The organism is Agrococcus sp. UYP10 (assembly GCF_040547205.1).
Lineage (GTDB): Bacteria > Actinomycetota > Actinomycetes > Actinomycetales > Microbacteriaceae > Agrococcus > Agrococcus jenensis.
The window spans coordinates 2,864,522-2,879,033 of sequence record NZ_JBEPPG010000001.1 but is presented as its reverse complement, the minus strand read 5'-3'; the positions used below and the strand labels follow the sequence as shown (position 1 = coordinate 2,879,033).

Here is a 14,512-nt window from a genome sequence, read left to right as displayed (position 1 = left end):
ATGCCCCGCCCACCGCGCGAGCAGAAGCCGTGCGAGCACTGCGGCCGTCCGTTCGAGGATCGCAAGCGCTGGGCGAGCCGCGATCAGTGGGAGCAGGTGCGCTACTGCTCGCGCTCCTGTCGCGCGGCAGCGGCGAAGGCCCGACGCGCGCGATGAAGGCCGCGCTCATCCTCGGCACGCAGCTGCTCGACCGGCATCCCGCGCTCGACGACGACGAGATCGACGAGCTGTTCCTCGTCGAGTCGGCCGCGCTCTTCGACCGGCTGCCGTACCACCAGCACAAGATCGTGCTCGTGCTCTCGGCGATGCGCCACATGGTCGACCGCCTGGAGCGCGAGGGCCGCACCGTGCGCACCGTTCGCCTCGGGGAGGGGCTCGCCTTCGCCGATGGCGTCACCCGGCTCATCGAGCGGCACGGCGCCGAGGGACTGGCGTGGATGCGCGCCGCCGACCGTGGCGTGGACCGGCGCATCGATCGCATCGCGGCGCGGGCCGGCATCCGCACGCGCCGCTGGGCGGACCGGGCGTTCCTCACGCCCGAGCCCGAGCTCGACGCCTGGTTCCGCGACCATCCGCGGGCACGCATGGAGGACTTCTACCGCTGGCAGCGCCAGCGCACCGGCATCCTCATGGAGGGCGAGAGCCCCGCCGGCGGTCGCTGGAACTACGACGTCGACAACCGCGAGCCGCTGCCGAAGGGCGGCATCGACATCCCGCCCGTGCCGCGGCTCGAGCCCGACGCGATCACGCTCGAGGTGATCGACGAGGTGCGCGAGCGATTCCCCGACCACCCGGGCGACGCGCGCGACTTCTGGCTCCCGGTCACGCACGAGGACGCGCGCGCGTGGCTCCGCGCGTTCGTCGACGAGCGGCTGCCCGACTTCGGGCGCTTCGAGGACGCGATGGCGGCCGACGAGCCGGTGCTCTTCCACTCGGTGCTGACGCCCGCGCTCAACCTCGGGCTGCTCACCCCGCACGACGTCGTCGATGCGGTGCTCGAAACGAGCGGCGACGTGCCGCTGCCGTCGCTCGAGGGCTTCGTGCGCCAGGTGATCGGCTGGCGCGAGTACATGCGCGGCATGTACCGCGCGCATCCCGAGCTCGACGGCGCGAACGCGCTCGGGCTCGCGCGCGAGCTCGAGCCGTGGTGATACACCGGCGACGGCATCCCGGACGATCTGCCGGTCCCCGTCCGCGCGGTGCTCGAGCGCGTGCTCCGGCACGGCTACGCGCACCACATCGAGCGGCTCATGGTGCTCGGCAACTGGTTCCTGCTCGAGGGCTATGCGCCGGCATCGGTGAACCGATGGTTCCTCTCGCTCTTCGTCGACGCCTACGAGTGGGTGATGGTGCCCAACGTCTTCGGCATGAGCCAGTTCGCCGACGGCGGGATGGTCGGCACCAAGCCCTACGTCTCGGGCGGCGCCTACCTGCAGCGGATGGGCCGCTGGTGGCCGTCCGCACGTGCCGCGAAGGAGTCGGCGTTCACCGAGGCCTACTGGGACTTCCTGCAGCGGCACGAGGCGGTGCTCGAGGGCAACCCGCGGCTCGCGCTGCCCCTCGCGCAGATGCGGGCGCGGCGCGAACCGGAGCGCTGAGCCGTCAGGGCCCGATGCCGATCAGGCCGGTGACAGCAGGACACGCGGCGCGGTACGCCTCGGGGGCGTCATCGATGGGGAACGACTCGTGGCGAGGCAGATCGAGCGAGTCGCCGAAGCGCAGGACCGACCCGTCGATGACCAGGTGTGCGCCACCCATGCCGATGCCACCGGCAAGCACGACCCCGTATCGCGCGGGATCATCGACGAGCGACGTCTCGAGATCGGTGCGCGACGCGACCAGGTACGGCTCGTCGTCCGGGTCTGTCGGCGGAGCGCTCGCCGAGCAGGCGGTGAGTGCGAGCGTCAGCGTCAGCAGGCCCGTGCAGGCGAGGACGGAGGAGCGCATGACGCGACCGTAACCGAAGCACTGGGGGCAATCAGTTGTGCACAATCGATTTCTGTGCGAGGCTCGAGCCATGCCCCCGCAGCCCGTGACCGGCCAGATGGTCTGCTTCGCGCTCTACTCCGCCGCCCGGGCCACGACGCAGGCGTACCGCGCGCTGCTCGAGCCGTGGAGGCTCACGTACCCGCAGTACCTCGTGCTCGTCACGCTGTGGGTCGAGGGACCGCAGAGCGTGAAGGACCTCGGCGAGCAGATGCAGCTCGACAGCGGCACGCTGTCGCCGCTGCTCGCGCGCATGGAGCGCGACGACCTCGTCGTGCGCGAGCGCAGCAGCGCCGACGCCCGCGTCGTGGAGGTGCGCCCCACCGCGCGCGGCGCCGAGCTCCGGGCCGAGCTCGCGCACATCCCGTCCGCGGTGGCGCGCGGGCTCGGCCTCGACGGCGACGTCGACGGCGAGCGGATGCTGGCGACCCTGCACGGCATCACGGCATCGATGCACGCGGTGACCGACGATCCCTCGTCGGTCACCGGAGGACGATAACGACGCATCCGCGCCGTCGAGACGAGAGGAGCACCATGGACGTGCTGTACACCGCAGAGGCACTGTCGACCGGAGCTGGCCGCGACGGCCGCGTGACGACGGTCGACGGCCGGCTCGACCTCGAGATGGCCGTGCCGAAGGAGATGGGCGGCTCCGGCGCGGGCGCCAACCCCGAGCTGCTCTTCGCCGCCGGCTACGCCGCGTGCTTCCACTCCGCCCTGCAGTCGGTCGCGCGGTCGCAGCGCGAGCGCCTCAACGACTCGAGCGTCGGCAGCCGCGTGCAGATCGGCCCCGACGGCTCCGGCGGCTTCCAGCTGTCGGTGCACCTCGAGGTCGTGCTGCCCGGGGTCGCGGAGGACCGCGCTCGCGAGCTCGTCGACGCCGCCCACACCGTCTGCCCCTACTCGAACGCGACCCGCGGCAACATCGAGGTCTCCATCGCCGTCTCGGACGACTGACGTGGCGCGCGCGATCGTGCGGGTGCTGCTCGGTGCGGCGCTCGCCTTCGCCGGCATCGGCCACCTCACGTTCGCCCGCACCGAGTTCCAGGCGCAGGTGCCGGGCTTCGTGCCGCTCGACCCCGACGTCACCGTCCTGGCGTCCGGCGTCGTCGAGATCGTCCTGGGCATCGCGCTCATCGTCGTCCTGCGCCACCGCGCGCTCGTGGGATGGATCGTCGCCGCGTTCTTCGTCGCGGTCTTCCCGGGCAACATCGCGCAGTGGGCGGAGGGTCGCGACGGCTTCGGCCTCGACTCCGACGCCGCGCGCTTCGGCCGCCTGTTCTTCCAGCCCGTGCTCGTCGCGGTCGCCCTCTGGTCGACCGGCGCATGGGATGCGCTTCGTCGCCGGTGGCGCGCGCGTCGCCGCCCGGCGGCGTGAGCACCGACCGACCTACCTGACACACCGACCGAGAGGAGCACCCATGCGTGCCATCGTCCATGAGCAGTTCGGCGAGCCGGAGGACGTGCTGCACGTCGCCGATCGCCCCACCCCCGAGCCCGGCCCCGGTCAGGTGCGCGTGCGCACGACGCTCGCCACCATCCACAACCACGATCTCTGGACCGTACGCGGCACCTACGGCTTCAAGCCGGAGCTGCCCGCGGCGAGCGGCACGGAGGCGGTCGGCGTGGTGGACGCGGTCGGCGAGGGGGTCGAGGCGCTCGCGGTCGGCGACCGCGTGATCGCGGGCGGCATCTTCGGCGTCTGGGCCGAGCAGTTCGTCGCCGATGCGGCTGCGCTCATGGCTGCCCCGGCGGGGCTGCCCGGCGAGGCCGCCGCGCAGCTGGTCGCGATGCCGTTCAGCGCCATCAGCCTGCTCGAGGACCTCTCGCTCGAGCCTGGGCAGTGGATCGTGCAGAACGCGGCGAACGGCGCGGTCGGCCGGATGGTCGCGCAGCTCGCGAGAGCGCGCGGCGTGCGCGTCGTCGGTCTCGTGCGCCGGCCCGAGGGTGTCGACGAGCTGCGCGACGCGGGCATCGACGACATCGTGGCGACCTCCGAGGACGGCTGGGCCGATCGCATCCGCACGATCACGGGCGGCGCGCCGATCGTCGCGGGCGTCGACTCGGTCGGCGGCTCGTCGGCAGGCGACGTGCTGTCGGTGCTCTCCGAGGGCGGCACGCTCGTGGCGTTCGGCGCGATGGGCTCGCCGACCCTCGAACTGTCGTCGGGCGACCTCATCTTCAAGCAGGCGACGGTGCGCGGCTTCTGGGGCAGCGTGGTGAGCCGGCAGATGGCGCCGGCCCTCAAGCAGCGGCTCTTCGCCGAGCTCTCGGAGCGGATCGGCGCGGGGGAGCTGACGCTGCCCGTCTCGAGCGTGCACGGGTTCGACGACGTGCGGGGCGCTGTGCTCGCGAGCCTGACCCCCGGCCGCGTCGGCAAGGTGCTGCTGCGGCCCTAGCCTCGGCGGTCAGCCGGTCGGAGCGCCGAGCACGGCGTCGAGCAGGCGCTCGGCGTCGGCCGGCCCGGCCGGCTCGCGGCTGAGCGCGCGCAGCACCACCGCGCCGATGAGCGCCTCCGCGAGCTCGCCGGTCAGCGCGCCCGGCTGGAGGTTGGCGGTCGTCCCGATCGCGGCGTCCAGCCGGCCGGAGATCGACGCGGAGCCCGTGAGGCTGTCGCGGAGGCCCGCGCCCACCTCCGGATGCTCAGCGGCTGCCGCGATGAGCGAGAGCACGAGGCGCTGCTCGGCCTCCATGACGCGGAAGACGGTCGTGAGCCACGCGGCCATGTCGGCGCGCACGTCGCCGGTGTCGGGCAGCGTGAGGCGGCCGGGCAGCAGCCGGCCCTCGAGCAGGCACTCGGCCACCAGCGGTCCCTTCGAGCCCCACCAGCGGTAGATCGTCTGCTTGCCGACGCCCGCGCGCGCGGCGATGCCCTCGATCGTGAGGTGGTCGTAGCCGACCTCGGCGAAGAGCGCGGCGGTCGCGTCGAGGATCGCGACGCGCGCCGGCTCGCTGCGGACGGGGCCGGTGCGGGGGAGAGCCACGGGTCCTCCTCAGGGTCAGGAATAGACGAGACGTTGCGTGTTATCTTAGGCGGGCTTGTCGGAGTCGGGAGCGCCTGGCCCGGCCACGCGCTCTCGCGGAGCTGGAAGGGCACCCATTGGCCGAGCTGCTGCACCGCCTCGGAACGTTCGCCGCACGTCGCGCGTGGACGGTCCTCATCGCCTGGATCGTCATCCTCGGCGTCGCCGTCGGCGGCTTCCTGGTCGGCTTCAAGGGGCTCTCGTCCAGCTTCGACATCCCCGGCACCGCCTCCGGCGACGTGATCGCGGAGCTCGAGCAGGAACTGCCCGACTTCGCCGGCGCGACGGGCACCGTGGTCGTGCACGCCACCGATGGCGCGATCACCGACGAGCAGCGCGAGCAGGTCACCGCGCTCATCGACGGCGCCGAGGGGCTGCCCGACGTCGCCGCGGTGAACGACCCCTTCGCCACCGAGGAGGAGCGCGCCGAGCAGCAGCGCCAGCTCGAGGACGGCCGCGCGCAGCTCGAGGCCGGACAGCAGCAGATCGACGACGGCCGCGCACAGCTCGAGGCGGGCGCCGCCCAGCTCGAGGCCGGCCAGACCGCGCTCGACGCCGGCCGCGCGCAGGCGGAGGCCGCGGGCTTCCCGACCGCCCAGCTCGACGTCCAGCAGGCGCAGCTCGACGCGCAGCGCACGATCGTCGAGGAGCAGCGTGTCCAGCTCGACGAGGGCCAGGCCGAGCTCGAGACCCAAGCAGCCCGCCTCGAGCGCGGCGCCGAGCTGCTCGAGCTCGCCGACGGCATCCGCCTCGTCTCGGACGACGGCGCGACGGCGCTCGTCACCGTCTCGTACACCGAGACGCGCCTCGAGCTGCCGCAGGAGTCGAAGGACGCCACCATGGCGCACTTCCTGTCACAGCCGATCGACGGTGTCGAGATCTCGTTCTCGACCGACATCGCGCAGGGCGTGCCGGAGATCGTCGGCGTCGGCGAGGCGGTCGGCGTCGCGCTCGCGGCGGTCGTGCTCGTCGTCGTGCTCGGCTCGCTGCTCGCGGCGGCGCTCCCGATCGTCACCGCGATCTTCGGCGTCGCGATCGGCGCGATGGCGATGCTGTCGTTCTCCGGCCTCGTGCAGATGGCGTCGGTGACGCCCATCCTCGGCCTCATGCTCGGCCTCGCGGTCGGGATCGACTACGCGCTCTTCATCATCTACCGGCACCGCAAGCAGCTGCTGCGCGGCGCCGACGTCGTCGAGTCGATCGGGCTCGCGAACGGCACCGCGGGCAACGCGGTCGTCTTCGCCGGCATCACCGTGATCGTCGCGCTGCTCGCGCTCGGCATCACAGGCATCCCCTTCCTCGGCCTGATGGGCGTCGCGGGCGCCGTGAGCGTCGCGGTCGCGGTGCTCATCGCCATCTCGGCCACGCCCGCGCTGCTGGGCCTCGCCGGCCGTCGCATCCTCAGCCGTCGCGCGATCGAGAAGGCCGCCGCGGCCGAGGCCGACGGGTCCACGGCGGATGCGCTCCAGGCGGTGCGCCCGATGTCGAACGCACGCGCGATCATCAGCGCGGTGCTGGCGGTCGCGGTGCTGCTCACGATCGCCGTCCCGTCGCTCTCGATGCGCCTCGGCCTGCCCGACGGCGGCTCGGAGGCTGCCGACTCGACCGCCTATCGCGCGTTCACGCTCACCGAGGCTGCCTTCGGCGAGGGCCAGAACGGCCCGCTCCTCGTGACGGCCGCGCTGCCGGGCGACCTCGACGAGCTCGAGGTCGAGGAGCGGCAGCTCGCCGTCGCGCGCGAGCTCGCCGCGCAGGACGACGTCGTCGCGGTCGCCCCGATCGCCGTCTCGGACGACGAGCGCCTCGCGGTGTTCCAGGTCGTGCCGGCCGAGGGCCCCAACAGCGAGTCGACCGAGGCGCTCGTGCGCGAGCTGCGCACGATGCCGCCGGTCGACGGCGACATGGCGCTCGGCGTCGCCGGCCAGGCCGCGAGCAACATCGACATCTCCGAGGGTCTCGCCGACGCGCTCCCGCTCTACCTCGCCGTCGTCGTCGGGCTCTCGTTCCTCATCATGGTGATGGTCTTCCGCTCGCTGCTCGTGCCGCTCATCGCCACCGGCGGCTTCGTGCTCTCGCTCTTCGCGACCTACGGCGCCGTCACCGCGGTGTTCCAGTGGGGCTGGCTCGGCGAGCTCTTCGGCGTGCACCAGCCGGGCCCGATCCTCAGCTTCCTGCCGGTCATCCTCGTCGGCATCCTCTTCGGGCTGGCGATGGACTACCAGCTCTTCCTCACGACCGGCATGCGGGAGGCGTACGTGCACGGCGCGGAGGCGCGCCTCGCGGTCGCGCGCGGCTTCCGGGCCGGCCGCAGCGTCGTGATCGCGGCCGCCCTCATCATGATCGCCGTCTTCGCGGGCTTCATCGCCTCGGAGTCGGTCATCATCAAGGCGATGGGCCTCGGGCTCTCGCTCGGCGTGCTGCTCGACGCGTTCGTGGTGCGCATGCTGCTGGTGCCGGCGATCATGCACCTGGTCGGCAAGGGCGCGTGGTGGCTGCCCCGCTGGCTCGACCGCATCATCCCGAACGTGGACGTCGAGGGCGCAGCGCTCGAGCGGCGGCATCCCGCGCACCACTGACGGCCGCCCCGCGTAGGGTGCACGCGAGAGGAGCATCCGATGATCCCCACCACCACCGCGCACAGCGGCCTCACCCTCCCGGTGCTCGGCTTCGGCACCTACCGGCTCAAGGGCCAGACGGGGTCGGCGGCGATCGAGCGCGCCATCGAGGGCGGCTACCGGCTGCTCGACTCCGCCTTCAACTACGAGAACGAGGGCTCGGTCGGCGCCGCCGCCCGTGCGACCGACCGCCATGGCGTCGATCGGTGCGACCTCATCGTCACGTCGAAGCTGCCCGGACGGCACCACGCGCACGACGCCGCGATCGCGACCATCGAGGAGAGCGTCGCGCGGACGGGCCTCGCATCGCTCGACCTCTACCTCATCCACTGGCCCAATCCGAGGATCGGGCAGTACGTGGAGGCGTGGGGCGCGCTCGTCGAAGCGAAGGAGCGCGGCCTCGTGGGTGCGATCGGCGTCTGCAACTTCCTGCCCGAGCACCTCGAGCGGCTGCGGTCGGAGACCGGCGTGCTGCCGGAGGTGAACCAGATCGAGCTGCACCCGTACTTCCCGCAGGAGGAGCAGCTGGCCTTCGACCTTGAGCACGGCATCATCACCCAGGCGTGGAGCCCGCTCGGACGGGGCAACGACATCCTCGACCGGCCGGAGATCACCGAGATCGCCGCCGCGCACGGGGCGACCGCCGGGCAGGTCGTGCTCGCGTGGGCGGTCGCGCGCGGCGCGGTGCCGCTGCCGAAGGCGGCGTCGACAGAGCGCCAGCGCGAGAACCTGGGCGCGGTCGACGTCACGCTCACCGACGACGAGGTCGCGGCCATCACCGCGCTCGGGCGCCCCGACGGCCGGCTCGCAGACCAGGACCCGCGGGTGTACGAGGAGCTCTGACGCGGAACCGGCACCTTGTGGCGCGTTGCAGGCCGCCGTACGGTGCCGCTGGAAGGTGAGGGACGCGATGCCGACCACCGCGAAGGTCGCCGAGTTCCGCCGGCTGCACGAGGACGGCACGTTCGTCATGCCGAACCCGTGGGACGTCGGCAGCGCGGTCGTGCTCGAGCGGATGGGCTTCCCGGCGCTCGCGACCACCAGCGCGGGCGCTGCGTGGTCGGCGGGCCGTCCCGACAACGGGCTCTCGCTCGACGCGACCCTCGCGCACCTGCGCTCGCTGGCGCAGGCCGTCGCGGTGCCGCTGAACGCCGACTTCGAGGGCGCCTTCGCGGTCGACCCCGACGGGGTCCACGCGAACGTGCTCGCGGCGACCGCGACCGGCATCGCCGGCCTCTCCGTCGAGGACTCGACCGGCGACGCCGACCGGCCGCTGCACGACCTCGGGCTCGCCGTCGAGCGCGTCGCGGCAGCCCGCGCCGCGATCGACGAGAGCGGCTCGGGCGTCGTGCTCACGGCCCGCTCCGAGGGCTTCGTCGTCGGCGTGCCCGATCTCGACGCCACGATCCGGCGGCTCCGCGCCTACGCCGACGCCGGCGCCGACTGCCTCTACGCGCCGAGGATCAGCACGCTCCACGAGGTCGTGGCGATCGTCGACGCGGTCGCGCCCAAGCCGGTGAACCTGCTCATCAACGCGCCGTTCATCACGGTGGCAGAGGCCGCCGGCATCGGCGTGCGGCGCATCAGCGTGGGCGGCACGCTCGCACGGGCGGCGTGGGGCGGATGGCTCGAGGTCGCGAGGGAGATCGCCGCCGCCGGCACGTTCACCGGCTTCGCGTCGCTGCCCGACGTCGAGGGGATGCTCCGGCAGGCGTGATCCGGCTACGGCGCGAACGCGAGGATGCGGTCGTCGCCCGCGGCCGGCGAGCCGCGGCCATCGGTGCTGCTCGTGAGCGCCCAGAGCGCGCCGTCCGGCGCGGCGACGACGTCGCGCATCCGCCCGAAGCGGCCGAGCCAATGCACGGTCGACTCGGCGGGGGAGCCGAGGTCGACCTCGCGCACCGACTCCCCTCGGAGGTTCGCGATCCACAGCCGGCCGTCGGCGTGCGCCATGCCGCTCGGGCTCGCCTCGCTGGGCGGCCACTGCTGCACGGGATCGGCGAAGCGCTCGTCGCCCGCAATGCCCTCCACGGTCGGCCAGCCGTAGTTCGCGCCCGGCTCGATGCGGTTGAGCTCGTCCCAGGTGTCCTGGCCGAACTCGGTCGCCCAGAGCGCACCGTCGTCGTCCCACGCGAGCCCCTGCGGGTTGCGGTGCCCGAGCGAGTAGACGGCGGAGCCGGGGATCGGGTTGTCGGCGGGGATGCTGCCGTCGGGCTCGAGCCGGAGGATCTTGCCCGCGAGGCTCTCGGGATCCTGCGCCCTGCTGGGCTCGCCGGCATCGCCCGCGGTGACGTAGAGCATGCCGTCCGGGCCGAAGGCGATGCGACCGCCGTTGTGGTTGCCCGCGGCGGGCAGCCCCTCGAGCACCGTCTCGAGCTCGCCGAAGACGAGGCTGCCGGGGTCGCCCGCGACGGTCGTGCGCAGCACGCGGTTGTCCTCGGCGGTCGTGACGTATGCGTAGAGGTGCCCATCGCCGACGGCGATGCCGAGCAGCCCGCCCTCGCCGCGCGGCGCCGCGCCCGCGACCTGCACGATGGCCGTCGACCCGCCGCCCGGCGTCAGCTCGAGGATCGTGGCGGAGTCGCGCTCGCTCACGAGCGCGGCCCCGGTGTCGGTGAACGCGATCGACCACGGCGCCTCGAGCCCGGTCGCCACCTCGGCGGGCGCCTCGAGCGATCCTCGGTCGAAGGCGGCGGATGGCTCGGGCTCGGTCGGCGCGCCCGTCGCGATGGGGCTGAGGCTCGGCATCGCCGGCTCGGCCGGTGCGCAGGCGGTCGCGGTCAGGGCGACCACGCCGATGACGACGGCCGCACGCGTCGACGCGCGGGGGCGGGTGCGGTCTCGCATGGCCGTGCTCCTTCGCTCCGAACCAGCGTACGGCGGCGTCGTGCGCCGCGCGGGGCGTCGGGGCGCGTAGGTTTCTGGTTCATGAGCACCACGCCGGCAGCGGCGGCGCCGTACGCGGACGCCGCGCATCCGCCGCACCGTCCGGTGCCGTGGTGGGGCTGGGTGCTCGCCGCCGCGCTGCTCCTCGTCGCCGGCGTCGGCGGTGCGGCCTTCGCGCCGCCGGGCACCGGCGTGGCCGTCTGGTGGCCGGCCGCCGGCATCGCCCTCGGCTTCGCCATGCTGCAGCCGGCCGGTCGCATCCCGCTCGCGCTCGCGCTCGCGCTCGTCACCACCGCCGCGGCGAACGCGATCGGCGGCCGGCCGCTCCCGCTCGCGATCGCGTTCGGCGTCGCGGACACGATCGGCACGGCGGCCGCGCTCGGCGTGCTGCAGGCGTGGCGGCACACCTTCCGCCTCTCGTCGCTGCGGGCCGCGCTGCGGTTCGCGTGCGCGACCGCGGTCTCCGCCGTCGTCGGGGGTGCGCTCATCGGTGCCGCGCGCGCCCTCGTCGGCGACGGCGAGCTCTGGCCGACCGCGCCGTTCGTCGCCGCGTCGCACGCGGCGGCGATGCTCACGATCGCGCCCTTCGCCGCGCTGCCCCCGCGCATCCCGGTGCGCGCCGGCGTGCTGGAGATGAGCGTGCAGGCGTCGCTGCTCGCACTCGCGCTCGCCGTCGTGTTCCACCCCGAGGTGTCGCTGCCGCTCGCCTTCACGCTCTACCCGTTCCTGGCATGGGCGGCCTTCCGGTTCCCGATCCGGCTCGTGCTGCTCGAGACGCTCGTCGCGTCGCTCGCGATGCTCGTGCTGACGCTCGCCGGCGGCGGTCCCTTCAGCGGCGAGGCGATCGGCCTCGTCGAGGGCGCCGCGCTGCTCGAGGTGCTCCTGGTGAGCTTCGCCGGGTTCGGTGTGGTGCTGTGCGCGGCGCAGTACGAGCTGCGCGCCCTCTCACGCCGGCTCGACGCCTCGACGCTGCTGCTCAGCGGCAGCCTCGTCGACGCGCGCATCGGCCTCGCCATCGCGGTGCGGCGCGCCGACGAGACGCAGGTCGTTTGGACCAACCGCGCGGCGCGCTCGCTGCTCGACGCCGAGCTGGGGCATCGGGACGTGTGGGCCGGCCGCATCGAGGCGGCCGCGGTCCAGGCGCTGCACAGCGCCGAGCAGACCTCGGTCACGACCGTCGGCGGCCGCTCGATCACCGTCGCCGCCAACGCGATCGAGGGCGACGAGGACCGCTTCGCGGTGCAGCTGCTCGACGTGACCTCGATCCTGCAGGCGCAGCAGACGCAGGTCGAGGCGGAGGTCGAGCGTGAGTCGGCGCGCTCCATCCGCGCCGAGCTCGAGCGCCAGCGCGACGACTTCCTCGCGACGACGAGCCACGAGCTGCGCACGCCGATCACGAGCATCGTCGGGTACACCGAGCTGCTCGCGGACTCCGAGGCCGTCGCCCCCGCGAAGCGCGGCTGGCTCGACGTGATCGACCGCAACGCGCACCGCCTCGCCGAGCTGGTCGAGGACCTGCTCACGCTCAGCGGCGGCGCGACCGCGCCGACCAGGCCGCAGCACCTGGACGAGCTGAGCGGCGCTGCGGTGTTCGAGGAGGTCGTCGCCAACCTGCGAGTCGTCAGCGACCCCAAGGGGATCGAGGTCTCGATCGCGCCCGGCGACGTGCTCGTGCTCGGCGCCCGCGGCGACGTGCTGCGGGCGATCACGAACCTGCTGATGAACGCGATCAAGTTCACGCCCGAGGGAGGCCGCATCCGCCTCGCCGCGAGCGAGGACGACGGGATGGCGCTGCTCGTGGTCGCCGACACCGGGCCGGGCATGACCGACGAGGAGCTCGCGCAGGCGTTCGAGCGCTTCTACCGCGCACCGGGCGCGGAGCGGGCGAACGTGGCCGGCACGGGGCTCGGCCTCGCGATCGTCGCGGAGCTCGCCCGTCGCAACGGCGGCGACGTCGAGCTCACGCGCAACGACGACGGCGGGCTCACGGCCGAGCTGCGGCTGCCGCTCCCCGCGTGACGCGGCTCAGAGCAGGCTGAGCTCGCGCAGCTTCGCCTCGACGTCGGCGTTCGACGGCTCCACCTGGTGGGTGCCGTCGGGGAAGACGACGACCGGGATGTTCATCCGACCGGCGATCTGCTGCGCGCGCTGCGCCGCAACGTCGTCGTGCTCGACGTCGATGTAGGCGTAGTCGACGGCGAGGCCGTCGAGCTGCTGCTTCGTGCGTCGGCAGTCCCTGCACCAGTCGGCGCCGTACACCTGGATCGTCGAGTCGGTCATGCCTGCAACGCTACGCGACCGCGCATCCCGGTCCGTCCAGCCTCCGCTCTGGCGCACGGGGTGCGGCTGCGCCATGCTGGCGGCACGCGGCCGACCGCCGCACGGAGTCAAGACCGAGGAGTCCGCATGGCAACCCTGCTCAACCCCTATCTCGCGTTCGGCCGCCAAGCGCGCGAGGCGATGAACTTCTACCACGGCGTGTTCGGCGGCGACCTGGTCGTCAGCACCTTCGGTGAGTCCGGCATGAGCCAGGGCGCCGACGACGCCGACCTGGTCATGCACGCGCAGCTCACGACCGCCGACGGCCACACGCTCATGGGTGCCGACACGCCCCCGACGATGCCGCAGCCGACCGGCACGCAGCAGGTCTCGCTCTCCGGCGACGACGCCGCCGCGCTGACCCGCTACTGGGAGGCGCTCCGCGACGGCGCGAACGTCCTGGAGCCGCTCGTCGAGTCGCCGTGGGGCGATACCTTCGGCATGCTCGTCGACCGCTGGGGCGTGCTGTGGATGGTGAACATCGCGGGCGAGGCGAGCGGCGGCGCCGGCGCGAGCGCGGAGACGACCGCCGGCACCGCAGGTGCCGACGAGGTGGCCACCGAGGGCGGGCACCAGGACTCCGCGCAGCAGTGGTACCAGGAGGGCGCGCAGCCCGACGAGACCGCGGGGCACGAGGACACCGCCGACCAGTGGCCGGCGGACGAGCAGCGCACCGACCGCTGACCCTCGCCTGACACGACGAAGGGCCGGGCAGCGCGCCCGGCCCTTCGTGCTGCCGTCGTCAGGCCGGCGGCTGCGGGGCACCGCCCGAGGCGGTGTCCTCCTCGGTCTCGGCGTCCTGCTGCTGCTCGTCGAGCGGCTGCGCGTCGCGGTCCTCGGGGTCGACGGTGCGCTCGTCGGGGCTCTGCTGGTCGCTCATCGCTGCGACTCCTCTCGTCGGGACTCCCGTTGTACTCCCTGATCCCGGGAGTACCGTGAGCGCACCTTCCGGGAGAGGAGAGCTGATGACGAGGCGCTTCCGTTCCAGCAGCTGGCTGCGCGACCACGGGCTGCTGCTCGTGCTGCTCGGCATCTTCATCGCGACGCTCGCCGCGATGGTCGTGACCGGCGCGGCCGTCGCATCCGACGAGCAGCTGCAGCACGGCGGCGAGCCGGTCTCGCCGCTCGCCTACCTCGCGACGCCCGACTTCGCCGAGGCGACGTTCGAGAACTGGGAGTCCGAGTTCCTGCAGATGGCGTCGTACGTGCTGCTCACCGCCTACCTGTTCCAGCGCGGCTCCGCGGAGTCGAAGGACCCGGATGCCGACGAGCCGGTCGACGAGGACCCGCGGCACGCGCGCGTCACCGCAGAGACGCCCCGGCCGGTGCGGCGCGGCGGGCTGGTGCTGCGGCTCTACGAGCACTCGCTGCTCATCTTCTTCTCGGTGCTGTTCCTGCTGTCGATGGCCCTCCACGCGATCGGCGGCGCCGGGGCGTACAACGAGGAGCAGCTGCAGCACGGCGGCGAGCCGGTCTCGGTGCTGGGCTACCTCGGCACGTCGCAGTTCTGGTTCGAGTCGATGCAGAACTGGCAGAGCGAGTTCCTCGCCGTCGCGGCGATCGTCTGGGCCTCGATCTGGCTGCGCGAGCGGGGGTCGCCCGAGTCGAAGCCGGTCGCGGCCCCGCACTCCCAGACCGGATGAGCGCGGGTACCCTGGTCGCATCCCGACTGCGAAGGAGCAG

The 14,512-nt window shown here is 73.3% G+C and carries 18 protein-coding genes; 13 read left to right on the top strand and 5 right to left on the bottom strand.

Annotated elements, in window-relative coordinates; all coding sequences use genetic code 11:
* From ABIB37_RS14140 to ABIB37_RS14130, 3 genes are read left to right on the top strand one after another with little or no spacing between them, the layout of a single operon-like run.
* Positions 1-156 carry a DUF2256 domain-containing protein gene (locus ABIB37_RS14140; RefSeq protein ID WP_354261420.1) on the top strand — a complete coding sequence of 52 codons (156 nt, stop codon included), beginning with the start codon at positions 1-3 and terminating at the stop codon, positions 154-156.
* Positions 153-1,151 (top strand): cryptochrome/photolyase family protein, encoded by a 999-nt coding sequence (locus ABIB37_RS14135; protein ID WP_354261418.1) that lies wholly within the window; start codon positions 153-155, stop codon positions 1,149-1,151. Before ABIB37_RS14140 ends, ABIB37_RS14135 begins: the two co-directional genes overlap by 4 nt.
* 48 nt (positions 1,152-1,199) lie before the next feature.
* Entirely contained in the window at positions 1,200-1,598 is a 399-nt protein-coding gene (locus tag ABIB37_RS14130) for a cryptochrome/photolyase family protein (RefSeq protein WP_354261416.1), read from the top strand.
* Positions 1,599-1,602: 4 nt separating this feature from the next.
* Here ABIB37_RS14130 and ABIB37_RS14125 read toward each other — a convergent pair whose 3' ends face one another.
* Positions 1,603-1,947, bottom strand: coding sequence for a hypothetical protein (locus ABIB37_RS14125; RefSeq protein WP_354261414.1), 345 nt, complete (start codon positions 1,945-1,947; stop codon positions 1,603-1,605).
* A gap of 70 nt (positions 1,948-2,017) precedes the next feature.
* On the opposite strand from ABIB37_RS14125, the gene ABIB37_RS14120 reads away from it, so the two are divergent.
* Genes ABIB37_RS14120 through ABIB37_RS14105 form a run of 4 tightly spaced genes read left to right on the top strand, consistent with a single transcriptional unit; the run spans position 2,018 to position 4,385 of the window.
* Entirely contained in the window at positions 2,018-2,485 is a 468-nt protein-coding gene (locus ABIB37_RS14120) for a MarR family winged helix-turn-helix transcriptional regulator (protein ID WP_354261412.1), read from the top strand.
* Positions 2,486-2,520: 35 nt separating this feature from the next.
* Entirely contained in the window at positions 2,521-2,943 is a 423-nt protein-coding gene (locus ABIB37_RS14115; protein ID WP_354261410.1) for an organic hydroperoxide resistance protein, read from the top strand.
* A 1-nt stretch (position 2,944) separates the two neighbouring features.
* The gene (locus ABIB37_RS14110; protein ID WP_354261408.1) at positions 2,945-3,364 is read left to right on the top strand and encodes a DoxX family protein; all 420 of its coding nucleotides are present in this window, start codon (positions 2,945-2,947) and stop codon (positions 3,362-3,364) included.
* A gap of 43 nt (positions 3,365-3,407) precedes the next feature.
* Positions 3,408-4,385: a zinc-binding dehydrogenase gene (locus ABIB37_RS14105; protein WP_354261406.1), complete on the top strand. Its 978-nt coding sequence runs from the start codon at positions 3,408-3,410 to the stop codon at positions 4,383-4,385.
* 9 nt (positions 4,386-4,394) lie between these two features.
* On the opposite strand, the gene ABIB37_RS14100 is transcribed toward ABIB37_RS14105, so the two are convergent.
* A complete protein-coding gene (locus ABIB37_RS14100) occupies positions 4,395-4,970 on the bottom strand; it encodes a TetR/AcrR family transcriptional regulator (RefSeq protein ID WP_354261404.1) in 576 nt (191 codons plus the stop codon).
* 116 nt (positions 4,971-5,086) lie between these two features.
* Here ABIB37_RS14100 and ABIB37_RS14095 point away from each other — a divergent pair, with 116 nt between their 5' ends.
* The 3 genes from ABIB37_RS14095 to ABIB37_RS14085 all read left to right on the top strand — a co-directional run bounded on the left by ABIB37_RS14095 (position 5,087) and on the right by ABIB37_RS14085 (position 9,341).
* The gene (locus ABIB37_RS14095) at positions 5,087-7,585 is read left to right on the top strand and encodes an MMPL family transporter (protein WP_354261402.1); all 2,499 of its coding nucleotides are present in this window, start codon (positions 5,087-5,089) and stop codon (positions 7,583-7,585) included.
* A 39-nt stretch (positions 7,586-7,624) separates the two neighbouring features.
* On the top strand, positions 7,625-8,467 hold the full coding sequence (locus ABIB37_RS14090; protein ID WP_354261400.1) for an aldo/keto reductase: 843 nt from the start codon (positions 7,625-7,627) through the stop codon (positions 8,465-8,467).
* A 67-nt stretch (positions 8,468-8,534) separates the two neighbouring features.
* Positions 8,535-9,341 carry an isocitrate lyase/PEP mutase family protein gene (locus tag ABIB37_RS14085; protein WP_354261398.1) on the top strand — a complete coding sequence of 269 codons (807 nt, stop codon included), beginning with the start codon at positions 8,535-8,537 and terminating at the stop codon, positions 9,339-9,341.
* Positions 9,342-9,346: 5 nt separating this feature from the next.
* Here the strand turns inward: ABIB37_RS14085 and ABIB37_RS14080 are convergent, their stop codons facing one another.
* Positions 9,347-10,471: a PQQ-dependent sugar dehydrogenase gene (locus tag ABIB37_RS14080; protein WP_354261396.1), complete on the bottom strand. Its 1,125-nt coding sequence runs from the start codon at positions 10,469-10,471 to the stop codon at positions 9,347-9,349.
* Between the two features lie 81 nt (positions 10,472-10,552).
* Here ABIB37_RS14080 and ABIB37_RS14075 point away from each other — a divergent pair, with 81 nt between their 5' ends.
* The gene (locus ABIB37_RS14075) at positions 10,553-12,529 is read left to right on the top strand and encodes a sensor histidine kinase (RefSeq protein ID WP_354261394.1); all 1,977 of its coding nucleotides are present in this window, start codon (positions 10,553-10,555) and stop codon (positions 12,527-12,529) included.
* A gap of 6 nt (positions 12,530-12,535) precedes the next feature.
* Here ABIB37_RS14075 and ABIB37_RS14070 read toward each other — a convergent pair whose 3' ends face one another.
* A complete protein-coding gene (locus ABIB37_RS14070; RefSeq protein ID WP_354261392.1) occupies positions 12,536-12,790 on the bottom strand; it encodes a glutaredoxin domain-containing protein in 255 nt (84 codons plus the stop codon).
* 126 nt (positions 12,791-12,916) lie between these two features.
* On the opposite strand from ABIB37_RS14070, the gene ABIB37_RS14065 reads away from it, so the two are divergent.
* Positions 12,917-13,513 carry a VOC family protein gene (locus ABIB37_RS14065; protein WP_354261390.1) on the top strand — a complete coding sequence of 199 codons (597 nt, stop codon included), beginning with the start codon at positions 12,917-12,919 and terminating at the stop codon, positions 13,511-13,513.
* Between the two features lie 58 nt (positions 13,514-13,571).
* Here the strand turns inward: ABIB37_RS14065 and ABIB37_RS14060 are convergent, their stop codons facing one another.
* Positions 13,572-13,709, bottom strand: coding sequence for a hypothetical protein (locus tag ABIB37_RS14060; protein WP_170165608.1), 138 nt, complete (start codon positions 13,707-13,709; stop codon positions 13,572-13,574).
* A gap of 85 nt (positions 13,710-13,794) precedes the next feature.
* Between ABIB37_RS14060 and ABIB37_RS14055 the strand changes: the two genes are divergently transcribed.
* Positions 13,795-14,472 (top strand): DUF6766 family protein, encoded by a 678-nt coding sequence (locus tag ABIB37_RS14055; RefSeq protein ID WP_354261388.1) that lies wholly within the window; start codon positions 13,795-13,797, stop codon positions 14,470-14,472.
* The last annotated feature ends 40 nt before the right edge of the window (positions 14,473-14,512 follow it).

Excerpts from the sequence above, each read along its gene's own strand:
- ABIB37_RS14140 (WP_354261420.1), top strand. The coding sequence starts at position 1 with ATGCCCCGCCCACCGCGCGAGCAGAAGCCGTGCGAGCACTGCGGCCGT.
- ABIB37_RS14135 (WP_354261418.1), top strand. The coding sequence starts at position 153 with ATGAAGGCCGCGCTCATCCTCGGCACGCAGCTGCTCGACCGGCATCCC.
- ABIB37_RS14125 (WP_354261414.1), bottom strand. The coding sequence starts at position 1,947 with ATGCGCTCCTCCGTCCTCGCCTGCACGGGCCTGCTGACGCTGACGCTC.
- ABIB37_RS14120 (WP_354261412.1), top strand. The coding sequence starts at position 2,018 with ATGCCCCCGCAGCCCGTGACCGGCCAGATGGTCTGCTTCGCGCTCTAC.
- ABIB37_RS14115 (WP_354261410.1), top strand. The coding sequence starts at position 2,521 with ATGGACGTGCTGTACACCGCAGAGGCACTGTCGACCGGAGCTGGCCGC.
- ABIB37_RS14105 (WP_354261406.1), top strand. The coding sequence starts at position 3,408 with ATGCGTGCCATCGTCCATGAGCAGTTCGGCGAGCCGGAGGACGTGCTG.
- ABIB37_RS14090 (WP_354261400.1), top strand. The coding sequence starts at position 7,625 with ATGATCCCCACCACCACCGCGCACAGCGGCCTCACCCTCCCGGTGCTC.
- ABIB37_RS14085 (WP_354261398.1), top strand. The coding sequence starts at position 8,535 with ATGCCGACCACCGCGAAGGTCGCCGAGTTCCGCCGGCTGCACGAGGAC.
- ABIB37_RS14080 (WP_354261396.1), bottom strand. The coding sequence starts at position 10,471 with ATGCGAGACCGCACCCGCCCCCGCGCGTCGACGCGTGCGGCCGTCGTC.
- ABIB37_RS14075 (WP_354261394.1), top strand. The coding sequence starts at position 10,553 with ATGAGCACCACGCCGGCAGCGGCGGCGCCGTACGCGGACGCCGCGCAT.
- ABIB37_RS14070 (WP_354261392.1), bottom strand. The coding sequence starts at position 12,790 with ATGACCGACTCGACGATCCAGGTGTACGGCGCCGACTGGTGCAGGGAC.
- ABIB37_RS14065 (WP_354261390.1), top strand. The coding sequence starts at position 12,917 with ATGGCAACCCTGCTCAACCCCTATCTCGCGTTCGGCCGCCAAGCGCGC.
- ABIB37_RS14060 (WP_170165608.1), bottom strand. The coding sequence starts at position 13,709 with ATGAGCGACCAGCAGAGCCCCGACGAGCGCACCGTCGACCCCGAGGAC.
- ABIB37_RS14055 (WP_354261388.1), top strand. The coding sequence starts at position 13,795 with ATGACGAGGCGCTTCCGTTCCAGCAGCTGGCTGCGCGACCACGGGCTG.